Raw genomic sequence first — 23,686 nt, 5'->3', positions numbered from 1 at the left:
TATTACCTCTATATTTTTTGAGATATGATATGGCTATTTAGATAAGGATCCATATAGAAATTCTTTCGTATAATTTTCATTTGATATCTTCAACAGTACGCAGTTTTTCCGTTCTGTATAAACATCACGTATGTTTGCCGCTTCTCTTGTGAGAGAACCTTTCCTACCAGCCACATGCGGAACAGGTAGGTGTTGTAGGTGTTCAGCCGAAAAGCAATCAGAATAATGATTTCAGGCGCGTACACGTCCGCGTACAGCCCGTTTTCAAGCTGCATGTAGCGGCACACCTTGTAGTCGTTCAGCACGTCAGACTTGCGGACGGCTTTGATGACGGCGTTCACTGCCGGGACGGTCGTATGGAACAGTCCGGCTATTTCGGTGGCGGTCATCCACACATCGTTACCGGTTACGCTGACCGCCTTGTCCTCTATGATGATTATGTCACGTTTCATGGCTCCTCTTTTTTAGATGGTGCAACCTGCAAATTCCTCGACGTTGTTTAACCTTGCGGCAAGGTTTTCCATATCCTGATTGAGTTTTTCTTTGGTTATCTTCGCGTAAATCTGCGTCGTCTTTATGCTCTTGTGTCCAAGCATGGAGCTGACCGTTTCGATGGGTACGCCGTTGGAAAGGAAAACTGTCGTGGCTGCCGTGTGGCGGCTTTGATGCCACGTGATATGCTTGGTGATGCCGCAACGCTTGGCGACGGCACGGATACCGGCAAGGCACGTGTTATAATGCGGAACGGGGAATATCCTGCCGTTCTCGCATAGCCCACGGTATTTGCCGATTATGCGGTTGGCGATGTCAAGCAGGCGGATGTTGGACACCACGCCCGTTTTCTTGCGGTTGATGTTTATCCACTCGTGTTCGTCGAAATAGGTACGGATATTCTCTTCCGTGAGGTTGCGCATATCCGCGAACGACAATCCGGTGAACGCACAGAACAGGTAGAGGTCGCGGTACAGTTCCTGTTTGGCGTTTTTCAGTTTCCCCTCCATCAGCAGGCGTATTTCGTCTTTGGTCAGGAAACTGCGTGTCGTTTCCTCCTTCTTGATTTCATACTCGCGGAACGGGTCGCGTGTCAGCCACTCGTTGTTGATGGCTATGAACACCATTGTCCGTAGCGGGCAGACGTACAGCCACACGGTATTGGTGCAGCAGTGCTTGTCCGTGCGCAGGAACATCTCGAAGTCGGAGATGAAAGCGGGAGTAAGCTCTTTTAGGGCGATGTCCTTCACATGGTAGCGGATGTCGAGGAACTCTTGCAGGTGCTTGTAAACGACACGGTACTTTTCCAGTGTACCTTTTGCTTTCATGCCTGCTTCCACCTGTTTCTCATAGTTCTCGTTGTGCCGACGGAACACCTGCATCAGCGTGTGGTAGCGGTGTTCCAGTCCGAGAAAGGCGTTCTTTACCTTCTCCGCCGTGACGAAGTTGTCACGCTCCATGATTTCCTGATAGTGTCTGTTGATGCGCACCCGCATCTTGTCAAGCATACGGTTCGTTTCGAGTGCCGCCGCGCTTCTGCCCGTGACACGTCCCCCTTTGGTGTCCCACAGCTTCGGATCGACACTCAACTTGCAACTGAACTGCGTCTGGCTGCCGTCCACCGTGATGCGTCCCATGACGGGAACCGTCCCGTCCTTTTTCACTACCTGACGCTTGAGGTAGTAGATTACTGAAAATGTACTCTTCATCGTTCTTAATTTTTGGATTTCAAAATTAGTTGGTGAAGAGTCCGGTGTCGGTACGCAAAACGGGGAGGAACGGCGCAATCTTTTTTCCGTAACCGTATTTGTTACGTGAGTTGTGGGTAACTCACTATAACATAGTGTCTTGTTTCGCCATTCGTACCCGTTTGTCGCATTTTCGGACATGGTTACGAACAAGTAACGTTGCGGCGTCAAGATTTGGCTTCGGCAAGGATTGTAATGGCTTCACGAATTATCGCCACTTTAACTAAAACCCTTGTAACTCAATTCTATCACTATATCTTTCCGCATTTCACTTTTTTGTAGTAACTTTGCTACCGTAATATTAAAATATATAACCTTGAAAGAGAAGGATTTTGAAATAATGGCGCCTGTCGGTTCCTATGAATCGTTGATGGCTGCTATACAAGGAGGGGCCGACTCCATTTATTTCGGTATCGAGGGATTGAATATGCGTTCTCGCTCGTCGAATAATTTCACGACGGAGGATTTGCGTAAGATCGTCGCTATTTGCGGGGAACATGGTATCAAGAGTTATCTCACGGTTAATACGGTTATTTATGGTGAGGATCTTCCGTTGATGAGGGAGATCATAGACGCCGCTAAGGATGCGGGTGTCTCCGCCATTATCGCCGCCGATGTGGCCGCTATGAGTTACGCGAATAGCATCGGGCAAGAGGTGCACTTATCCACGCAGTTGAATATCTCGAACGTGGAGGCGTTGAAGTTTTACGCCCGCTTCGCCGATGTGGTCGTATTGGCTCGCGAGTTGAACTTAAAGCAGGTGCATGAGATTTATCAGGAGATCGTGAAGCAGCAGATCAAAGGCCCGAAAGGGGAATTGATCCGCATAGAGATGTTCGCTCACGGGGCTTTGTGCATGGCCGTGTCCGGTAAATGCTATTTGAGTTTGCATGAGATGAACGCTTCCGCCAATCGGGGGGCTTGCATGCAAATTTGTCGTCGTGCCTATACGGTGCATGACAAGGATAGCCAGATCGAGCTGGATGTGGAGAATCAGTATATCATGTCGCCGAAAGACTTGAAGACGATTCATTTCATGAATAAGATGATGGATGCCGGCGTACGTGTGTTCAAGCTGGAGGGGCGTGCCCGCGGGCCGGAGTATGTGCGTCTCGTGACCGAATGTTATAAAGAGGCGGTCAAGGCCTATTGCGAAGGTACCTTCGATGAGGAGAAGGTAGCGGTTTGGGACGAGCGTCTGCGCAGGGTCTTTAATCGTGGTTTCTGGGATGGCTACTATCTGGGACAACGATTGGGTGAATGGAGCAGTAAATATGGCTCCGGTGCTACCCGTAAGAAAGTGTACGTGGCACGGGGTATCAAATACTTCAGCGGAATCGGTGTCGCCGAGTTTGAGATGGAGTCCGGTTCCTTGAGAGTAGGCGATGAGATCTTGGTAACAGGTCCCACGACCGGAGCCGTTATGCAGACCGTCGATGAGATCCGGGTAGACCTGAAACCAGTGGAGGAGACCGTGAAAGGGGAACGCTTCTCGATAAAGATGTCCGAGAAGATCCGCCCGTCCGATCGTCTTTATAAAATGGAGAAAGTACAAATCGAAAAAGAACTACGATAATGAAGGAATATATTTTTAAACTGACAGACAAGGTTCGCGATTACGAGTGCGATTTGCAAGGCGTGGTGAATAACTCCAATTACCAGCATTATATGGAGCATACCCGGCATGAGTTTCTGGAGTTGTTGGGTGAGAACTTCGGCGCCATGCATGAGAAGGGCATCGATGCTTTTGTGGCCCGTGTGGATATCCAGTTCAAGAACTCCTTGCGGAGCGGCGATCGGTATACTTCTTGCCTGAATGTATATAAGAAAGGGGTGAAACTGGTGTTCGAGCAAGATATTTACCGGGAATCCGATGGGGCGCTGGCTACTAAAGGAGTCGTGGAATCCGTTGTCGTAGAGAATGGAAAATTAACCAGAGGAGAATATTTCGATGAGATGCTAAAGCGAATAGAATCAAAACAAGCATAAATGACAGACAAACAGATTTACCAAATTGGCCTTACTATGATTAATGGGGTGGGAGATATCCTAGCCCGCCATCTTCTGGAAGCGTTGGGGGATGCGGAGGCCGTGTTTACGGAAAAGCGCCAGTCGCTAGAGAAGATACCGGGTATCGGCGATTCGATTATCGCCGAGATTAAGCGGGCGGATGTGCTCTTACGGGCAGAGAAAGAATTGGCTTTTGCCCAAAAGAATGGTATCTCTATCTATTTCTTGAAAGATATGAATTATCCGGAACGTCTGCGGGAATGCCCGGACGCTCCGGTTTTATTTTATTTCAAGGGGAACGCGGATTTAAACGCCGCCCATATCATCAGCGTTGTGGGTACTCGTAGGGCCTCCGCTTATGGACAGGAAGTGACCGAGCGTTTATTGCGGGATTTGTCCGTGATTTTCCCGAATCTATTGGTCGTTAGCGGACTTGCGTATGGCATCGATATTTGCGCCCATCGGAATGCGTTGAAGAACCAATTGCCCACGGTGGGCGTATTGGCGCATGGTTTGGATCGTATCTATCCTCCCGTGCATCGCTCTACGGCGGTCGAGATGTTGGAGCGGGGAGGTTTATTGACCGACTTCCCTAGCGGGACGAATCCGGATCGGCAGAACTTTATCCGGCGAAACCGGATCGTAGCCGGTCTGGCGGATGCCACGATCGTTATTGAATCGGCGGAGAAAGGAGGCTCTTTGATCACGGCGGATATCGCTTTCTCGTATGGCCGGGATGTCTATGCCTTTCCGGGCCGGGTAACGGATATCAACTCTAAAGGATGTAATGGCTTAATCCGGCAGAATAAAGGAGGCTTGATCACTTGCGCTGACGATTTAATCATGGCGATGCGTTGGGATGTCGCTCAAAAGACAGACGCGTTACCGGTCCAAACCCAATTATTATTTCCTGAGAACGAGGAGAGTGAACGGATCTTGTCGTTCTTGGAAATGCGAAAGGAATCTCATATCAATGAATTGTCCGTAGCCTTGAATCTTCCGGTACATCAATTATCTTCTCTGCTCTTTGAGTTGGAATTGGATGGAAAGATAAAATCGATGCCGGGAAGCATCTATAAACGAATGAAACCCCTATAAATAATTAAAGCCTGTCTCACGACAAGCCCTAACCAAACTTTGTTAACCTTAAATCTAATACTATTATGAAAAAACCACAATGCAAAGATAAGCTTGTAAAGCCCCTTTGTCAAGGGTTTTGAGTATAACTTGTGTTAAACAACATGTCTGCCCGGTATAAAAAATGTTTTTGAATTTGAAACTATACAGAATAGGCATAAAATCTTCTAAAATTAACAGTTTGGATGTTGTTTGTAATCCTTGATCTTCACAGTGCTTGTATATATGGAGGAGGTTTATCCATACTAAAAAATCCTTGTAAGCGAACTTACAAGGATTTCTGGATTTGTGCGGCTGAAGGGACTCGAACCCCCACGCCGTGAAGCATCAGATCCTAAGTCTGACGTGGCTACCAATTACACCACAGCCGCATTGGAATCGTGTGCAAAGGTAATGCTTTTTTATAAACTTGCAAATATTTGCGTTGTTTTTTTAGCGAAACCTTATTTCTTCTCGGTCTCGGACAAGAGGTGGGTGATCGCCGCCTCGATAATCGTATCTTTACCTTTCTCGATATCTTCTTGGGTCATAGAAACCTTATATGTAGGATCGATACCGAATTCCGTATGCTGTTTGTTTACATCTAGCATGGGAGACGCGGAGAAACGGACACCCCAGCCGTTGGGCAACTCGGAGTTAAAGGGGAAGCCACTACCGCCTCCGGTGCGATCTCCCATCGTCGTTACATAAGGTATCATGCGTACTTTCTGCACGAAATCGTTGGCGGCGCTGTAGCAATGACGATTCGTTAAGACCACAACAGGGCGTAACCAGCGGATACGCTCGGAAGGTGAGAGATAAAGGGGATAAGGTTCGGAAAAGTCATCGTGCCCTTTACCCGTCTTATGTTGGATATAGCCGGTCAGTATCTTTTCCTCCAAGAAACGGGAAGCGATGCGATCGGCGTTTGATAACATGCCACCGCCATTATCCCGGATATCGAAGATCAAACCTTTGCAATCCTTGAATTGATAGAATATGTGATCCAAACCGCTTTCGCCGGCCGAACTGGAAAAGCTACCGTAGTAAATATACCCGATCTGCCCGTCACTCAATGTCGTGTATTTAAGTCCTCCGGCGATCGAGTAGTTCCTTCCGAGATAATTCTCTTGTATGTCCGAGTCGAAATTATCCGGATAATCGAGATACCAATCCCAATAGCGGGACATATTGAAGGTGGATATCAAATTGGTATGCCCGTCTTTCAGCTCGTTTAGCATATCGCCTAATACGTCAAATAGGACGTATTGGTTCATCGTATCGCTTATCTGCGTCTTATAACGGTCGTGAACCTCGTTCCAATCAATGTCCTTGTATTCGAAGAAGCAGTAATTCTCATCCAATATTTTCCAAAGCGCCTCAAAGTTCTCCTGTGGGGAGGCCACGTATTCGTCCGATTTCTCACATCCGGTAAACAGGAATCCGAGAGATATACATATATATATAAGGTATCGTTTCATTTGATTTCCTTTTAATAATAAGCGCTTCTGAACCGCTGGGTATTCTTTAGGCGTTTTCCTCCGAAAGAGATAAATTCTTTCACGAGGCCGATCATAAAAGAGTGAGAGATTATATGAGACTGTATCCCATTGACATCTGTACGGTAAGAGCTGTTTAGGTAACCTGCCCGTATCGTAAAATTACAAACCGGGAAATCTACCGTGAAAAAGTTCTTCATGGCGAATTTATTATGGAAGGAATTGAATTGCACCACTCCCGAGGCATTCCCTAGGTTGAAGATCTCGTAATACGATTGCCCGTAATGGGGGGAGAATAAAACACCGGCGAAGGGGATCGTGAACTGGTAGCGTAGCGTCATGGGATATTCCTTGACGCGTAACTTATAGATCGCCATGGCAGAGATGTTCAAATCGATATCCGCTTTCGCCGAGGCCGGGTTATTTCCGTTACGGGTATTGTATATAAAACCACCCATGCCATGCACGGCACCACCCGCCAGAAGCTTTAGATCCGGCAATAGCGTGGGCAAATGATAATGGTAACCCAACGTATAATCGATAAAGCCCGCGAAATCCGTAGCGGTAGAGGCGGCATTATCCGTGGTAGCCAGATCGACGCTTATGATTTGCTGTCTGGATACCCGATAGTTTGCCAGCCGGACCCTCTTCATCCGTTCATTCATTACCCGTAATCCGGGGCCTGTATATTTCTTATCTTCCATGCTGGGAGATAAATAGGTGTCCATTAGGTTGTAGCTTCCTATACCGACCATGGTTCCGCTGTTGATAGACCAAGGGATCTCGTCTCCATCGGACTGGGCCTTGGCCGGTGACGCGAGAAACAGCAGGAACAAACCAATCAAACAGGTGATAGCTTTCATAGGTTATTCGTCAAACAATTTCATCTGTCCCGTAATTTCATCGATAATATCCGTGGTACTCTGCCCGTCGTCAGTGTCGTTTCCCTCCTCATTGCCTTCGGTATCGTCTGATTCCGATGCGTTTTCGGAAGGGACGAAGCGATTCGGTTCCAGCTCATTGATTGTCTCGACCTCAAATGTAGAGATTCGTTTACCTTTGGCTTTGAAGCCTTTCACCGCGATAAATTCGTCGGCATCGAGGACGAGAGCCTCCCGGAAGGCGTCATGGCCTCCGAAGATCACCTCGATACGAGGATAGACCTCATCCGTAAGCAACATCAAGCGGTTCTTCGGATTCTCTCCTAGGAAATTCTGCTTCCGGGTGTTTACCTCCAGCAGGAATCGTTTGATATAATAATATTTCTGATCCGCATCGTATAATACGGCAGTCCATATCTTGCTCGGCTGGTATTTCTCGATGACCATGATATTGGACTCGTAGTGATTGCTAAGGTCAAAATTCGTGACGTAGAAATCGCCGTTCGGCAGGATCACCAATATCTGATCGTTGCTATGGAACTCGCCTAGCTCTTCTCCCCGCCCATCGTAATTTAACCGGAGTACGTCCCAGTCGAACCATACTTCCCGGCCTCCCAAGGTGGAAGAGCCTTTCTGCTTGAGGCTGATCTTGTGCACTTCCGCTTTCGTCAGGATATTACCTTGAGAACCCCGTCCCTTAATGGCTATCTCGCTGAAGTTCTTTTCGAAGACGAGTAGTTTCTGCCGGGGTTTGGGTTTCAGGATTACCTTGACGGTCTCCGCCTCTCCGTTCGGGTTTGCGCTGAAGTAAAGGACACGGGAGTTTTCCGTACCTTTGGTCAGGTCGTATTCCCGATCGCGTGTAGCGCCTGTGACGGCGAAGCGTTTGATGTAATTATATCCGAATTTACCGTCCCGGTATATGACGTTGTAAATCGTCCGGTTGTCGTTACGCTTAAATACGTTGACATATAGAATATCCTTACCGATAAAGATCTTATCCGCTACCTTGACGATCTTATAAGTACCGTTGCGATAGAAGATGATGACATCGTCTATATCCGAGCAGTTACATATGAACTCGTCCTTTTTCAGTCCCATGCCGATGAAACCTTCTTGACGGTTGATATACAATTTCTCGTTCGCCTCTACGACCTTGGTCGCCTCGATCGTGTCGAAATTGCGTATCACGGTATGGCGAGGGTAAGCCTTGCCGTATTTCTCTTTCAGCATGGTAAACCAATCGATGGTATAGTCGACGATATGTTCCAGCTTATCGTTGATCTTGGCGATTTGTTCCAAGGTCTGGGCGATGAACTCGTTACTCTTGTCGGAGTTGAACTTTAGGATACGTCCCATTTTGATCTCCATGAGCTTCAGGATATCGTCCCGGGTAACCTTACGGATAAATCGGGGCTTGAACGGCTCTAAACGAAGGTCGATATGGGATATCGCCTCGTCCATGTTCTTGGCGTTCTCGAACTCCGGATCTTTATAGATGCGCTCCTCGATAAATATCTTTTCAAGGGAGGCGAAGAACAGGGCCTCCTCTTGCTCTTGTTTCTGGATCTTGAGCTCTTCCCGTAAAAGCTCCAGCGTACGATCCGTAGAGTGGCGAAGCACATCGCTGACCGTAAGGAAATGCGGCTTGTCCTCCTTGATCACGCAACAGTTCGGGGAGATACTGATCTCACAATCCGTAAAGGCGTATAAAGCATCGATGGTCTTGTCTGAAGAGACCCCCGGAGCGAGATGCACCAAGATCTCTACATCCTTGGCGGTATTATCGTCTACCTTCTTGATCTTGATCTTTCCTTTATCGTTCGCTTTTAGGATGGACTCGATCACGGTAGAGGTTGTTTTTCCATACGGGATCTCCGAGATCACCAATGTCTTATTATCGAGCTTGCCGATTTTTGCACGGACTTTCACCGATCCACCCCGTTCTCCATCATTATATTTGGCTATGTCGATAGAGCCTCCTGTCTGGAAATCCGGGTATAACGCGAATTCCTCTCCCCGTAGATAGGCGATGGAAGCATCTAATAACTCATTGAAATTATGAGGGAGTATCTTGGAAGACAGGCCTACGGCGATACCTTCCACGCCCTGTGCCAGCAATAAAGGGAATTTTACCGGTAAGGTAACCGGTTCCTTATTACGTCCGTCGTAAGAAAGCTGCCAAAGGGTTGTCTTGGGATTGAATACGGTCTCCAAGGCAAACTTGGAAAGGCGAGCCTCTATATAACGAGGAGCGGCGGCTCCGTCTCCCGTCAGGATATTACCCCAGTTTCCTTGGCAATCGATCAACAGATCTTTTTGTCCCAATTGCACCAAGGCATCTCCGATAGAGGCGTCTCCGTGAGGGTGGAACTGCATCGTATGACCTACGATATTCGCGACCTTGTTATACCGCCCGTCATCCAACCTCCTCATGGAGTGCAGGATACGTCGTTGTACGGGTTTCAGTCCATCGTTGATATGCGGAACGGCCCGTTCCAAGATCACATAAGAAGCGTAGTCTAGGAACCAGTTTTGGTACATCCCAGACAAATGATAGGTCGTGACACGTGTATCCCCTTTCCCCGGGACTTTATAGTCGGAATGGGTATTCGCCTCTTCCTCCGTAGTCTCGTTATCTTGGGTATCACTATTTATATCCTCAATTTCCTCGTTTTCCTTATCCTCGATATAATCGTCTTCTTTATCTTCCGGTCTCATAAAATCCAGTTCTTTCTACACAACGCTATTACGCCAAATTGCTAACAGGGTGTAAATATAGCAAATTCTATTCTATTTCTTTGATAATTTGGCTGACTGTAACTAATAATGGGGGTAGTTTATCTTTAATGACATCAAAAACGATTTCGGCATCGACACCATCATAATGATGAGAGATATAATCGCGCATTCTAAAAATATTTCGCCAAGGTATTTGTGGGTATTTAGAAAATAGTGTTCCATGGGTCTTATTATCAATGGATTTTAGGTTTTCACCGATGGTCTGTATTAACATACAAGCGGCATCTAGCTTTTCCATGCCGGACTCACTCAGCAGATAGTCATTTACGGAAAAGATCGGTTTATTTCTGCGTAAGACCGTTTCAATTGTAGATTGAACTCTATGAAGGATTTGCAGTATTTCTTGGTTAAGCAAATATTCCATCGCGTCGTATATTATTCATTAACAATTCATTCAAGTTTTGTCTTAAACGTAGTAGATCGATTTTATATCCGGTCAATTTTTCCAAATCTTCTTGAATATCACATAGAATATAGAAATTAGGAGTTTCTATCTCGACACAGATATCCAAATCGCTTGATTCTGTTTGTTCTCCTCTGGCAACGGAACCAAATACTCCCAATCGCTTTATACCATATTGGGAAGACATAGTCTTTTTGTATTCTTTGAGAATACTTATGATTTCATTTAATGTTTTCATGACCATGTAATTTATTGAGTAACAAATATAGTAAAAAAATTGATATATGCTATTTTAGGTATAAGGTAACTATAAAATTAGGTGTTGGAGTAGGGGTTTTTCAGAATCTTTTGTCTTATCAATAACAATTGATATTTACATATAAAAGAATAATGATATGAAGAAGCTGATTTTATTTGTGTTATGCGCTTTGAGCGGCTTGGTGGTGAGCGCTCAATCACGCTGGGGGATTACTCCGGAGGGTGGATTTGCTGCGGTTAATCGTGTTGGAATGGGATCTAGCTGGCGTGCGGGGGTTAAGGTAGGCGTTGGTGTATCTTACCAGTTTGAACCGGGATGGATTGGATTGAAATCCGGTTTATATTATGCGAATAGAGGGTATTCGTTGGGAGATTATCCGAGAACGACGGAGTCTGCTACGTATGTCTTGAAAGAGATGATGACCGGTGGTATCACGCAACATTTTTTGCAATTGCCCGTGATGGCTGATTTCTCATGGAAAGTGTCGAAAGAGGTACGTATGCATTTTGCGGTCGGTATGTATGCCGGTGTATCTGTCAAGAATGATACGAATTGGGGATCTTCGTTTACGATGGGGTATTCGAAGGAGCCGCAGGCGCTTGGTAAATATGTCAAATCTACTGGCCTAGGGTATAGTTATGGTTATGGCCATTCGGGATATGATGAGGCTGAAAGCGCCGATCATCCATTTCGAGACGTGAATTCTTTTGATTGGGGATTGACAACTTCTTTTGGTATAGAGGTGAATAACTGGGTGATGAATCTGGGGTATGATCTCTCTCTAGGTGATGAGGGCGGTAACTATAAGATCGATGGCGATAATTTCTCTCTGTATGAGGTAAGAAGTGTCGGTGCCAATTACAATACGATGAGTCTGACGGTTGGGTATAAGTTCAAGCTTTAACGGCAAATCACTCATAGGATACGAATCTGACGAATATTCGGTGTCTTTTTTTAATAGATACGCAGCTTTTGAGATTGTTTGATCATCTATAACTTATAGAAACTTAAATAAATAAGATATTATGAGAATCATCAATCCGATAGGTGGGATCATCCTGCTTTTTGTCTTGCTGGGCACTCTGGGGTGTAGCGAGGACTCATTTCAAGATGAGGCTAAGCCGGTGATTTGTCCTAGTGTTGTTTATCCGGAGGGAGCTAAATTGGCACGAGTTTGGTACGGTGCGGGTATTTCCTCTCCTCTGAGTCTAGCGAAGGAATATGTGTACGATGAGTCGGGACGTATCTCCAAGGTATTACATCCATTGAATACGGAGGATGGAGAAGGATACTTGATTGGCTACGTTGAATATGTTTATGACGAGTGGGGTTTTTTGTCTAAAGAAGTTTACTTCAACAGAAACCTAGATCAGACGTATCATAATTTGTCTACGCTTCATTATAAGTATGATGAACAAGGCCGGAAAATAAAGGAGATTACTGAATATCCGGTTATTGGCAAGAGCAAGGTGACAGTCTTTTCTTATAAGAATAATCTTCTGGAACGGAAAGTTGAGTACGACGAACTCGGTCGGAAGCTTACTTATACGGACTATGAGTACGATGAGGCAGGGTTGTTGACAAAAGAAACGATTCGTGATCCCGAAACGTCCGAGGTTCTCCGATATAGCGAGTATCGCAATGAGAACGGATTGAACATGGAGATCATGGTTTATGCCGACCTTCCGACAGAAAAAGAATCCATAGAGCTTCGTCGGATCACGAAGTCCTATGATCAGAATGGCAATCTGCTTCAATTAGTCTCTGAAGAATTGGCTTCTTCTAGCTCCCAGTCGAGTTTCTCGGAGTCCTATGAGTATATTTGAAGGCGTTCGTGATGACTTTATTCGATATAGAATGTCATCACGAATGTTTTTTCCTTCGTATAGGGTGCCTATTCGTCCAATCCTTGTTCGTTCGGATTTCCGGTCTTCATGAAATACCCTTATACAATAAGACCCCTTCCGTAGTTGTTCTCACTCCTTGTACTTTTCCTCCGGTAATTTGAAAATTCTTTTAGTTCTTATGGTTTTCTATATTTGCCATAAATATAACAAAAAATGCAGAGCGTAGCGTAGGGATTAAAAGCAAAAGTGGGTTTCTCTTAGAGGTAACAAAAGTTTCATACTGAGGAAACTTTAGTTTCCCTATAGAGAAACAAAAGTTTTCCGCTTATTAAACTTTTGTTTTCATATGGGAAAACTTTTGTTTTTTAGGTTAAAAAACTACAAATGGCTAGATGTTAATATTTTATCCGTGTTGAAAGGAGATCGGATAATGCTATATGGTGAGTGTGGAGGAGCGTTGTGTTAGGTGATGGAAAAGTGGTAAATAGTGGTAAATAGCGGTAAATAGTGGTAGATAGAGCTAGATAATTGTAGATGTTTTTTATCTACCACCATTAGTTAATCATCCTAAGACCAGATGAATGCAGGGATAGTTGTAGATGTTGTAGCAAATAGGCTTATAAACTATATGAGAGAATTGAAAGTTAAAGCGATGAGCGAATAACTTTCAATTCTCCATGTTTCAATTAAATGGTATAATATTGTTCCCATCCTTTGCGAGGCGGTACTCCACATAGCATCTTATTCGCCTCCGGATCGTTCGTGATCTGTTTCGTGTCACGATCGAAGACGAGCTTGCGGTTCAAGCGCTGGCTTAATACGCCGAGACAGAATACCTGACTTAATGGGCCGGCGATAGAGAACGGTGAGCGGGTTTTCTCCTTTCCCATACAACTTAGCAGGAAGTTCGCGAAATGGTTAGACGGGCTTTTCGGCACTTCCGGTAAGCGGGATTCCATCTCTTTCGCTTTCTCATCCGGGATGATAGATAAGGTACTTCCATGAGAACCACCCTTGAAGGTTAATTCTTTCGAGTAGATTTCCTTGCCCGGGTTCAACTTCGCCGGTTGTATCTTGCCGCCGGCTACGGTCGGGATATTCGGGTCGAGCTCGGAAACACCGTAACCTTCCGGGACGGAGGGGATATTGTCCAGTCCATCGTACCAAGTGATATCCACGGCCGGCATATTCCCTCTTTCCGGGAATTTAAACAAAAGGGTGGATGACATCGGGAAGAAGAACGGGTTATGGTCTTTCAAATAAAGCGGATTTATTTCTGTAGGCAATCCTAAATCTAGGAATTCATGTGCCGTATCCAAAATATGCGCTCCCCAGTCTCCTAAGACACCCATTCCGAAGTCGTACCAACAACGCCATTGTCCCAAATGGTAGTCATGGTTGTAATCATGATATTGAGCTACGCCGATCCATGTGTCCCAATCCATCGTCTCGGGAACCGGTTCTCCCATAGGCATATGCCTAATATTCGGGTTCCATCCGTGCCAGCGACGCGGATTATTCATATGGGCGGTAATGGCGGTAACATCCTTGATAATACCGGCCTCTTTCCATGCCTTGAATTGGAAATAGTTCGCCTCGGAATGTCCTTGGTTACCCATTTGGGTGACAACGCCGTATTTCTTCGCTCCACGCATCATGATCTCTATTTCTTGGAACGTGCGGGCCATCGGTTTCTCTACATATACATGTTTGCCGTGCGCCATCGCCTCGATCGTGATCGGGAAGTGGGAATGATCCGGCACACCTACGCTTACGGCATCGATCTTGTCCGCCATCCGGTCGAACATCGTGCGGAAGTCTTGAAAACGGGCCGCTTTCGGGAACATGTTGATAATCTCTTGCGTGTGAGGGGCTCCCATGTCCACGTCGCAGAGAGCTACTACGTTACACAGACCTGTGTTATACAATTCCTTGGCGATCTCGCCCCCTCGTTGTCCGATGCCGATGAACGCAATGTTTACCCGGTCATTAGCGCTGATTAGCGGGGAAGTAGGTAGAACACGTCCGTGGGCGGGTGTCCAGAACGACGGGATGGCCGATACTGCCGATAAGGCTAGCGCTCGCTTAAGGAACGAGCGGCGTGAGATTTCTTCTGATTTCATGGTATTATCTTGTTTAAATTATACTGTTTGCGCAAACACTAATGATTTACGTCGTAAATATACAAAACTTTCTATAGTTACGGAAAAAATCATTTACTTTGTAACCTCATAAAGGAGACCATGTGCTAATGTGCCACTCAGGCGGGTCTCCGATGGACTTATCATTGGCACATTGGCATATTAACAAAATTGGCAAATTATTAGATTATGGCACAAGAAGATGTATTTAAGAAATTAGTTTCACACTGTAAGGAGTATGGTTTCGTATTTCCCTCCTCAGAGATTTATGACGGTTTGGGAGCGGTATACGATTATGGCCAGTATGGTGTTGAGTTAAAGAACAATATAAAGAAATATTGGTGGGATAGCATGACTTTGCTGCATGAGAATGTGGTGGGTATTGATTCCGCTATTTTTATGCACCCTACTATCTGGAAAGCTTCCGGCCATGTTGACGCTTTTAATGATCCGTTGATCGATAACAAGGACTCGAAGAAACGTTACCGTGCGGACGTTTTGATCGAAGACCATTTGGGCAAGATCGAGGAGAAAATGAATAAGGAAGTGGCGAAAGCCGCAAAGAAATTCGGTGACGCTTTCGATGAGGCTAAATTCCGTGAGACGAATCCTCGTGTATTGGAGCATCAAGCGAAATGGAATGAGATTCATGAGCGTTATAGTAAGGCGATGAACGAGTCTAACTTCGAGGATCTTCGCCAATTGATCTTGGATTGCGAGATCGTTTGCCCGATTTCCGGAACTCGTAACTGGACGGAGGTTCGCCAGTTTAACTTGATGTTCTCTACGGATATGGGTTCTACCGCTGATGGAGCGACTAAGATTTATCTTCGTCCGGAGACGGCTCAAGGTATTTTCGTGAACTTCTTGAATGTGCAGAAGACTGGCCGTATGAAGATCCCGTTCGGTATCGCCCAGATCGGTAAGGCGTTCCGTAATGAGATCGTGGCTCGTCAGTTTATCTTCCGTATGCGCGAGTTCGAGCAAATGGAGATGCAATTCTTCGTTCGTCCGGGTGAGGAGATCGAGTGGTTCAAGAAATGGAAGTCTACTCGCTTAAAATGGCATCAAGCTCTTGGCTTGGGAGATCAGAAGTATCGTTATCACGATCATGAGAAGTTGGCTCACTACGCTAACGCCGCTACGGATATCGAGTTCGAGATGCCGTTCGGATTCAAGGAAGTGGAGGGTATACATAGCCGTACGAATTTCGACTTGAGTCAGCATGAGAAGTTTTCCGGTAAAAAGATCCAATATTTCGATCCGGAGTTGAACCAGAGTTACACTCCGTATGTAATCGAGACCTCGATCGGTGTAGACCGTGTGTTCTTGAGCATCATGGCGGGTTCTTACTGCGAGGAGACATTGGCGAATGGCGAGAGCCGTGTGGTATTGAAGTTGCCCGCAGCCTTGGCTCCGATCAAGTTGGCCGTATTGCCATTGGTGAAGAAAGATGGCCTGCCCGAGAAAGCTGAGGAGATTATAAATATGTTGCGTTTCGACTTCCGTTGCCAATACGACGAGAAGGATTCTATTGGTAAGCGTTATCGCCGTCAGGATGCGATCGGTACCCCGTATTGTATTACGGTAGACCATGACACCTTGAAGGATAATTGCGTAACGATCCGTTTCCGTGACACGATGGAGCAAGAGCGCGTAAGCATCGATAAGCTTCACGATATTATCACGGAGAAGGTGAGCATGAAGAATTTATTGAAAAAGGTAATAGAGTAAACGAATGAAGAAGTACTGGCATATCGCGTTGATGTTGTTTTGCGTGTTCATGATCACCTCTTGTGGGGATGATGATGAGGCACTAGAGGTGGATGAGGTTTGGAAGGTCCAGAATGAGGAGGCTTTTCAAGCCCAGATGCTGGTTCCGGGTTTCGAGCAATTGAGTTCTCAAAGTAATGCCGGATTTATCCTTTACAAGGTCTTGAAGACAGGAGAGAGTAAGGAGCCGATTTATTATACGAGCAAGGTGGAATGTTATTATAAAGGGACGTTTATTGATGGAACGGTTTTTGATGATAAATCGTTTGAGGCAGGTGCCCCTGCCGAACTTACTGTTTCTGAGATGGTAGATGGTTTTGCTACAGCGTTACAGAATATGCACCCAGGAGATCGTTGGGAGATTTGGATTCCTCAACAGATGGGATACGGTTCGGCTGGAAGGAGTGCTTCGGGAAGTGTCATAATAAAGCCTTATACGACTTTGATCTTTGATTTGGAAGTTACAAGGATTGTCAAAGAGTAGGTTCTTTCATTAAGAATAATTACGGCCGCCTCTTTTTAGGGGTGGCCGTTTTTTTATAGTTATATGTAAATCTAGGGAAGCAAACCTCTATAAACAATTAAAGCCTGTCTCACGACAAGCCCTAACCAAACTTTGTTAACCTTAAATCTAATACTATTATGAAAAAACCACGATGCAAAGATACGTTCGTCAAGACCATTTGTCAAGTCTTTTGCAACTAATATATGTTAAGTAACATATCTATGCTTGCCAAAAAGTGTTACACAACACAAAACTCTATATATTACAATCAAAATCTTCTAATTTTAACGATGATTAGGTCCCTTTTATAGGACTGCTAAAGGGAAAGACGTTCTTTGAGTAGCTTATAGCCAGCGCTACTGGCACGAAGATATGTTCCATCCTTTAATCGTACTTGATAGGTTTCTTTTCCGAATAGTTCTACTCGCAATATCTGTTCCGTATTAACGATATAAGAGCGGTGTATACGAACGAACTCCGGAGAAGGAAGGCTTCGCTCGAAATACTTCATGGTTTGCTCCTTTACGTGCTGACCGGAAGTGGTGAATAAGGTCACATAGTCGCCACATGCTTGCAAATAGAATATCTCTTTTATCGGGATGATATGAATACGTGCCCCGTCTTTTACGGATATACGATCTAGAATCTCCTCCGGAACGGTAGTCGGGGGAGGTGCCGTCTTTTCCTCCATTTGTCTCACGATAGGTTCCGCCTCACTCTTTCTTTCCCGACTGGCATACCATTGGGATAGAATGATCCATGCCATTAGGCCGAACAGGAATCGAAAAGGAATCGTGATCGAGAATTCCTCCCAATCTTCCAATCCGAATATTTGTAGCAAGATCGAGCATCCGGCTATGCAAGCGATTTGTACGAGTACGGCGAAAGCCACTCGTGCTTGCATGATATGTAACGTACATTGTACATACCAAAGATAATATCCCGCTACGGCGAACAATGCGATGGAAAGTAAGCTATCGATCAAAGTGATGCTCAACGGAAGATCGCCATAAAGAGTTAATAATGCGCATTGGATCGCTATGGCTAAAAGTAATAATAGGCTTCCCAGCCCTTTATGTAATATGGATGTTGTAATAGGATGTTCTTGCATGATGAGTTTAGTCTCTTAGTTCAAGGCCGCTGAACGACAAGTCTCCACATATATACAACGTGTGCGTCATGTCGGTTGTTTCTGTCAGGTCCCTCATATCTTGGCATCCAGCCAAGAAGGAATCAACCTTTAGACGAACCAGCCATCCTTTAGGGACATATATTACTACGCCGCTGAAGGAGCTATCTATGTTTATGATGGTTTCATCAGCCTCTAATGTTGTTTTTTTAAGATCGAGGATCACATTGCCGAAAGATACGTCTATGTCCGCCCCCTTGAATACGGGGTCCAGTACGATGTGCCTTACCGAGTTGAAAGTGGTGTCAACCGATACGAAACCGTTATCTGTCTCGTAGTTGATCTCATCGTTAGGCTTTCTGTGCCCGAAAGGGGGATGGTTAAAGGGACGTTTATGCTTTTTCGTGCGGATAGAATCTTTCCGCTTCAGCATGATGACCAATCCTAACAGGATTAATCCTAACGGCCAATATACACGTAAAAAATCGTTCGTGATCCAATTTAACTGCGGGAAAAGGAAATAGACTCCCACGCCTACGAGGAGCATACCTCCTACCGGATTACGGTGGAAAATCGTAAAGATGCCCGACACGACAAGCAGCATCGGCCAAGATACAAGCAAGTCAAATAAGGATGGATCTATCATTCCTAGATTCCGCAGTAAAAATAATATACCGACAATGATAAATAAGGTAGCGATCAGATACCCGCTTGTCCTCTTCTCTTTAAAATCGATGTCATAATCTTTCATATCCATAAGTTCCATTTTTTTGTTTTTTATCAAATGTACGGGTTCGTCATTCTATACACAAGTAAATACCGCTGATTTCTATACGAGTATCGGTAAATAACCGAATAATCCCGATTAAAAAAGCCTTTAGTTTGTAAGAAACGTGAATTTGACACCAAAACTTGATAAAAAAACTAGTTTGATAAGATTAGTTGATAATTAAGGAATATCTTTGTCTTTACAACTGCAATAGAGGAATGTAGGGAATGATACGAAATATTATAAATTTAAAGGCAATAATACTTTATTTTGGATTGATTTTATGCTTGATAGCCGGTATGCCGACTCCGGCTTATGGGAGTTCTTCATATCCGGTCAAGGAGGAATCGTATGTATTGGTGATAAATTCATATGTGGATGGCGAACGTTGGTCTGGTAATTTATTAAACATGATCTCGAAGTTCGCTACCCCGGAGGAGTACACTCTCCGGATAGATCATATAAGCGTGATGTTGGTTGATACGCCAGAGAAATTAAAAGAGAAACAAGAGGTCTTCTTTGAAGCTAACAAGAAGAAGCCGGATGGAATTATCTACTTAGGCGTAAATGGATGGGCTTTTATGCGGGATAAGATCCGGGAGAAATGGGGGGATATTCCCACTCTGGTCTGTTCGGAGACGGGGGAAATGGCAGAAAATGAATGTTATTTTAATCAGAGGCATTCCTCTGATAGGGTGATTCCTTTACAAGAGGCGGTTAAGGGGTATAACGCTACGGGCTTGGTTATCCCTTATTATGTTAAAGGTTCGATCGACTTGGTGAAGGAATTAATCCCGGGTTTGAAACGTCTGATTTTCATATCCGACAGACGTTATGTCTCCACATGGCTTCGGGATGAGATGGAGAAACATATGGAAACTTCTTTCCCTGAGGGGAAAGTGGATTTTTATACGGAGGGTTCTTGCTCCATGGATAGTTTAATGGCGGTTCTGTCGGAGAAAGACCCACATCGAGCGACGGCCGTGATGTATTACTCGTGGATTACCGAGAAACCTTTCTTGAATCACTCGTTATTATATAGTACTTTGTATCAAGGTATAAACGGCATTTCTAGGCATCCTGTTTTTTCTTTATATGATATGGGCGTGGAAGAAGGATATACGATTGGTGGATATTATAATAGCTCTAAAACGATTGAGACAGCTCTAATTCCCTTGCTACAGCAAGTTTATAACGGTGAAGATATGGGCAAGATCCCGGTTTCAACGGTGGATGATCCTCATAAATACTTGAATTATGTTTCGCTGATGAGCGCGATGTCTAATGAAGATAATTTCCCACATGATGCGATCTATTTGAATGCGCCTCCCTCTTTTTTAGAAAAATATTGGATGCCGCTATTAGGCTTTCTGATTTTCTTTCTGGTAGTCGTGTTTTTAGCGTGGCATTACGTGTATCGTTCTAAGCAAAAGATGAAGGAAGTGGAGTTGAGGCTATTATCCCGTTACCGTGATTTATTTAATAATATGCCATTGCCTTATATACGGCAGCGGCTGATTCGGGAAGGTACGCAAATCGATGTGCAGGTTTTGGATGTAAACCATGCTTTCGAGGAAAAAATCGCTCCTAAAGATTTCGTGGTAAATAAGCATGGAAAAGAGATCGCTAATTTAATTGGGGGAAGTTATCCTTTGCTTCTATCGGCTGTGCCTACAGTTCTGGAGAGTGGGAAATCCTTTACTTGTGAGTATTATTTTGAGCCGACAGGGCTTTACTATACGATTATCATCATGCCTACCTCGGAAGAGAATGTAGTTGACGCGTTTTTTATTGATATTACGGATATCCATAAATTCCAGACGCATTTGAAAGCCATGAATCATAAGCTGGCTATGGCGTTAGAGGCGGCAGATCTTTTACCGTGGCGATATAATCTGGCTGAAGGGAAGATTATCTATGAGTCGAAAGTACATCCGGAAGATAATATAGAGACTGCCGAGATACATACCCATGAGGTTTCGTTGAAGGAATATTTCAGCAAGATACACCCGTCTTTCAGGGCTTGCGTGGAAAAGGCTTTCGATGATTTGTGTAATGGGAAAATAAAGAAAGTACGAAAAGAATATTGTCTGGAGCGGTTGATTCCGGGAGAAGATCGCCATGAGTGGGAGGAGATACAGGTAATGGCTGAATATGATGCTTCCGGTGAACCGAAAGCGTTGATCGGTTCTACGATATCTATTACCGAGCGTAAGCAATTGGAACATGACCTTCGAATGGCTAGGGATAAGGCGGAAGAGTCGAATAAATTGAAATCAGCGTTTTTAGCAAATATGAGCCATGAGATACGTACACCGTTAAATGCGATCGTAGGTTTCTCTAATATCCTTGCCTCGACCGATGACCTTGAGGATAAGAAGGAATTCGCTGATATTATCGAGAATAATAATTCCCTATTGTTGCAGTTGATAAACGATATCTTGGATTTGTCAAAGATCGAGGCGGGTACCTTGGAGTTTACTTATGACTATGTGGATATTAACGCTGTATTGAGGGATTTGGAGCAATCGGCTCATTTGAAGAATAAGAATCCGGATGTACAGATCTCATTTAAGGATTATCTGGAGCCTTGCGTGATTTATACGGATCGAAATCGTCTGTCTCAACTGATGATCAATCTGTTGAACAATGCCATGAAATTTACGCTGGCAGGATCGATTTTATTTGGCTATAAGTTGAAGGATGATAATACGTTGTGGTTCTATGTAGAGGATACGGGCTGCGGAATCCCGGAGAATAAGCGGAAAGATATTTTCGGACGTTTTGTAAAACTGAATACTTTCGCTCAAGGAACAGGACTGGGTTTAAGCATCTGCGAGATGATTGTTACCCAGATGAAAGGAACGATCGGGGTTGATTCTATGGAAGGGAAAGGCTCTAAGTTCTGGTTTACATTGCCTTTTCAGCCGAAGAAAGAATTATTTTCTAGTGAAGAGCAGAAGCCTGTTACTTTGGAGAAGATCGCCCGAAGTGAGGTTACGATCTTGATCGCTGAGGACAATTCCAGTAATTATCGCCTGTTTGAGTCTATATTGAAGCCTGAATATAAATTGATTCATGCATGGAATGGAAAGGAGGCTGTGGAGCTATTTCATCAGCACAAACCGCAGTTGATCTTGATGGATATAAAGATGCCGGTCATGGATGGATACGAGGCTACCGCAGAGATTCGTAAGGTTTCTGCTAGCGTGCCTATTATTGCGGTGACGGCTTATGCTTTCGCCCAAGATGAGCAACGGATCATTAATAGTGGATTTGATGCCTATACGGCGAAACCGATTAATGGGAAGATCTTAAAAGACAAGATATCAACTTTATTGACGCATCGGATTATTCTGATGTAATCGAAGGGCTTTGCGGGAAGCAGACCTTATAAAACAATTAAAGCCTGTCTCACGACAAGCCCTAACCAAACTTTGTTAACCTTAAATCTAATACTATTATGAAAAAACCACTATGCAAATATACGGAGTTACCGCTATTTGTCAATAGTTTAAGTGCTAAATTGTGTTTTGTAACATGTAATAAAATCTAATAGGAACTTATGCCTCATTGAAATCTTTCGATAGAGTCGCATATATTCTTTATACCTCCCTCTTTTTGGATCATCTCGCCTATATGAGCGGCATTTTTCTTATAAAGCGGATTGGTGACCAGATCACAAACCTTGCGTTCGATCTCCTGCTCGCTCGCTTTCGCTATCTTAACCCCTTCCGGCCCTAACCCTAATTGGTGGATTCGATAGGACCAATAGGGTTGATCGATAATCAACGGAGTGATTAATTGGGGCTTTCCCGCCCTTCCTACGCTATGGGTCGTGCCGCAACCTCCATGATGGATAACGCCGTCGCAGTGCGGAAATATCAAATTATGCGGAACCGGCTGCTTCATTAAGAATAAATGTTTATCCGCTTGTAAGGTGATTCCTGTCTTTGCCCAACCGGAACCGATGATGAGCCGATAATCATGTTTCTTGCAAATATCGACCAAGGCTTTGCTGAAACGGTTACCATCCTTGGAACTACAACTCCCGAGGGTAAAAAAGATAATAGGGCTTTGAGCGCTGTCGACGAATGATATCATTTCCTCGTAAGCCTTCTCATCATATTGAAAAGTGTCATTGAAGCAATAGCCTCCGATCGACCATTCGAACGTCCAGTCCGGATCTACGTTTCCTAGGTGCTGGCTGAAAAGCAAGTAATTATATGAACGCTCTCCCGCGTGATAGCCAAAATTGCGGATCGGAGCGAGTCCGTATTTAGCCCGGTTCTTATTGATCGTGTCTTTGACCATGAAATTGGTCATCCGGTTCATCAACTTCCATAGGATAGCGGGAGTGATGATCGGGTTGGGTTTGGGAAATGGCAATACGGCCGGGGGAATCTTCTTACCCGGCAAGAACGGGGCGTAGGCGGTACGTATCAAGGGTTTCTTGCAATACTCGGCGATACTTGCGACAGCAAATTCCGAGTTGGTCGATACTAAAATATCATGCTCTTTTAGTAGGGGAATCAATTGATCGAACTGTTTATCGATCACGTTCCGCATCCATTTAAGGAATGGCCGGAATTTATGTGAGTTTTGCGCTGCGCTATCGATCATGCCGCCGATATCGTCAAACTGTTGCAATACGTATTTAAATCCGTAGGGTTTAACGGTCTCCTCGAATATTTGAGGGAGATTGATGGTCACCTCATGACCGCGTCTTTCCAATTCGGCCGCTATGGCCAAATAAGGAAGGACGTCGCCTTGTGAGCCTCTGGTTACTAATAGTATTTTCATGCTACGTTTA

The 23,686-nt window shown here is 44.7% G+C and carries 19 protein-coding genes and 1 tRNA gene; 8 read left to right on the top strand and 12 right to left on the bottom strand.

The window, feature by feature from the left end; genetic code table 11:
* Positions 1–89: 89 nt before the first annotated feature.
* Together DWX84_RS08625 and DWX84_RS08620 are read right to left on the bottom strand one after the other, a co-directional pair.
* Positions 90–452, bottom strand: coding sequence for a hypothetical protein (locus DWX84_RS08625; RefSeq protein ID WP_002561010.1), 363 nt, complete (start codon positions 450–452; stop codon positions 90–92).
* A gap of 12 nt (positions 453–464) precedes the next feature.
* Positions 465–1,700 carry a site-specific integrase gene (locus DWX84_RS08620; protein ID WP_002561011.1) on the bottom strand — a complete coding sequence of 412 codons (1,236 nt, stop codon included), beginning with the start codon at positions 1,698–1,700 and terminating at the stop codon, positions 465–467.
* A gap of 355 nt (positions 1,701–2,055) precedes the next feature.
* On the opposite strand from DWX84_RS08620, the gene DWX84_RS08615 reads away from it, so the two are divergent.
* Genes DWX84_RS08615 through dprA form a run of 3 tightly spaced genes read left to right on the top strand, consistent with a single transcriptional unit; the run spans position 2,056 to position 4,847 of the window.
* Positions 2,056–3,315 (top strand): peptidase U32 family protein, encoded by a 1,260-nt coding sequence (locus DWX84_RS08615; protein WP_172618166.1) that lies wholly within the window; start codon positions 2,056–2,058, stop codon positions 3,313–3,315.
* Positions 3,315–3,728: a thioesterase family protein gene (locus DWX84_RS08610; protein WP_048927016.1), complete on the top strand. Its 414-nt coding sequence runs from the start codon at positions 3,315–3,317 to the stop codon at positions 3,726–3,728. Before DWX84_RS08615 ends, DWX84_RS08610 begins: the two co-directional genes overlap by 1 nt.
* Positions 3,729–4,847 carry a DNA-processing protein DprA gene (dprA, locus tag DWX84_RS08605; RefSeq protein WP_048927017.1) on the top strand — a complete coding sequence of 373 codons (1,119 nt, stop codon included), beginning with the start codon at positions 3,729–3,731 and terminating at the stop codon, positions 4,845–4,847.
* Positions 4,848–5,175: 328 nt separating this feature from the next.
* Here dprA and DWX84_RS08600 read toward each other — a convergent pair.
* The 6 genes from DWX84_RS08600 to DWX84_RS08575 form a co-directional block, all read right to left on the bottom strand.
* Positions 5,176–5,257 (bottom strand) — tRNA-Leu (locus DWX84_RS08600).
* 72 nt (positions 5,258–5,329) lie between these two features.
* Positions 5,330–6,346, bottom strand: coding sequence for a S41 family peptidase (locus tag DWX84_RS08595; RefSeq protein ID WP_048927018.1), 1,017 nt, complete (start codon positions 6,344–6,346; stop codon positions 5,330–5,332).
* A gap of 11 nt (positions 6,347–6,357) precedes the next feature.
* Positions 6,358–7,227: a DUF3316 domain-containing protein gene (locus tag DWX84_RS08590; RefSeq protein WP_022192372.1), complete on the bottom strand. Its 870-nt coding sequence runs from the start codon at positions 7,225–7,227 to the stop codon at positions 6,358–6,360.
* Positions 7,228–7,230: 3 nt separating this feature from the next.
* A complete protein-coding gene (locus DWX84_RS08585; RefSeq protein WP_048927019.1) occupies positions 7,231–9,966 on the bottom strand; it encodes a DNA gyrase/topoisomerase IV subunit A in 2,736 nt (911 codons plus the stop codon).
* A 67-nt stretch (positions 9,967–10,033) separates the two neighbouring features.
* On the bottom strand, positions 10,034–10,411 hold the full coding sequence (locus tag DWX84_RS08580) for a DUF86 domain-containing protein (RefSeq protein WP_048927020.1): 378 nt from the start codon (positions 10,409–10,411) through the stop codon (positions 10,034–10,036).
* The gene (locus DWX84_RS08575; protein WP_048927214.1) at positions 10,395–10,688 is read right to left on the bottom strand and encodes a nucleotidyltransferase family protein; all 294 of its coding nucleotides are present in this window, start codon (positions 10,686–10,688) and stop codon (positions 10,395–10,397) included. The genes DWX84_RS08580 and DWX84_RS08575 overlap by 17 nt, the downstream gene beginning before the upstream one ends.
* Before the next feature lie 157 nt (positions 10,689–10,845).
* On the opposite strand from DWX84_RS08575, the gene DWX84_RS08570 reads away from it, so the two are divergent.
* Both DWX84_RS08570 and DWX84_RS21830 read left to right on the top strand, forming a co-directional pair.
* Positions 10,846–11,613: a porin family protein gene (locus tag DWX84_RS08570; RefSeq protein WP_048927021.1), complete on the top strand. Its 768-nt coding sequence runs from the start codon at positions 10,846–10,848 to the stop codon at positions 11,611–11,613.
* Positions 11,614–11,734: 121 nt separating this feature from the next.
* On the top strand, positions 11,735–12,535 hold the full coding sequence (locus tag DWX84_RS21830) for a hypothetical protein (RefSeq protein WP_227154496.1): 801 nt from the start codon (positions 11,735–11,737) through the stop codon (positions 12,533–12,535).
* Between the two features lie 707 nt (positions 12,536–13,242).
* On the opposite strand, the gene DWX84_RS08560 is transcribed toward DWX84_RS21830, so the two are convergent.
* A complete protein-coding gene (locus DWX84_RS08560) occupies positions 13,243–14,679 on the bottom strand; it encodes a Gfo/Idh/MocA family oxidoreductase (RefSeq protein ID WP_005863413.1) in 1,437 nt (478 codons plus the stop codon).
* A gap of 207 nt (positions 14,680–14,886) precedes the next feature.
* On the opposite strand from DWX84_RS08560, the gene DWX84_RS08555 reads away from it, so the two are divergent.
* Both DWX84_RS08555 and DWX84_RS08550 read left to right on the top strand, forming a co-directional pair.
* The gene (locus DWX84_RS08555; protein ID WP_005863410.1) at positions 14,887–16,431 is read left to right on the top strand and encodes a glycine--tRNA ligase; all 1,545 of its coding nucleotides are present in this window, start codon (positions 14,887–14,889) and stop codon (positions 16,429–16,431) included.
* Positions 16,432–16,435: 4 nt separating this feature from the next.
* Positions 16,436–16,954 (top strand): FKBP-type peptidyl-prolyl cis-trans isomerase, encoded by a 519-nt coding sequence (locus DWX84_RS08550; protein ID WP_005863407.1) that lies wholly within the window; start codon positions 16,436–16,438, stop codon positions 16,952–16,954.
* A gap of 337 nt (positions 16,955–17,291) precedes the next feature.
* Here DWX84_RS08550 and DWX84_RS08545 read toward each other — a convergent pair whose 3' ends face one another.
* Together DWX84_RS08545 and DWX84_RS08540 are read right to left on the bottom strand one after the other, a co-directional pair.
* Positions 17,292–18,086 carry a LytTR family DNA-binding domain-containing protein gene (locus tag DWX84_RS08545; protein WP_005863405.1) on the bottom strand — a complete coding sequence of 265 codons (795 nt, stop codon included), beginning with the start codon at positions 18,084–18,086 and terminating at the stop codon, positions 17,292–17,294.
* 7 nt (positions 18,087–18,093) lie between these two features.
* The gene (locus DWX84_RS08540; protein ID WP_048927215.1) at positions 18,094–18,861 is read right to left on the bottom strand and encodes a LiaI-LiaF-like domain-containing protein; all 768 of its coding nucleotides are present in this window, start codon (positions 18,859–18,861) and stop codon (positions 18,094–18,096) included.
* Positions 18,862–19,100: 239 nt separating this feature from the next.
* On the opposite strand from DWX84_RS08540, the gene DWX84_RS08535 reads away from it, so the two are divergent.
* Complete coding sequence (locus tag DWX84_RS08535) at positions 19,101–22,238, top strand: ATP-binding protein (RefSeq protein ID WP_122377486.1); 3,138 nt, start codon at positions 19,101–19,103, stop codon at positions 22,236–22,238.
* 205 nt (positions 22,239–22,443) lie between these two features.
* On the opposite strand, the gene DWX84_RS08530 is transcribed toward DWX84_RS08535, so the two are convergent.
* A complete protein-coding gene (locus tag DWX84_RS08530) occupies positions 22,444–23,676 on the bottom strand; it encodes a glycosyltransferase (RefSeq protein ID WP_036616340.1) in 1,233 nt (410 codons plus the stop codon).
* Positions 23,677–23,686: the final 10 nt, after the last annotated feature.

This window comes from Parabacteroides sp. AF21-43 (assembly GCF_003635435.1).
GTDB lineage: Bacteria > Bacteroidota > Bacteroidia > Bacteroidales > Tannerellaceae > Parabacteroides > Parabacteroides distasonis.
Note: the sequence above shows the minus strand (reverse complement) of the source record. Positions and strands in the feature narration are given on the sequence as shown.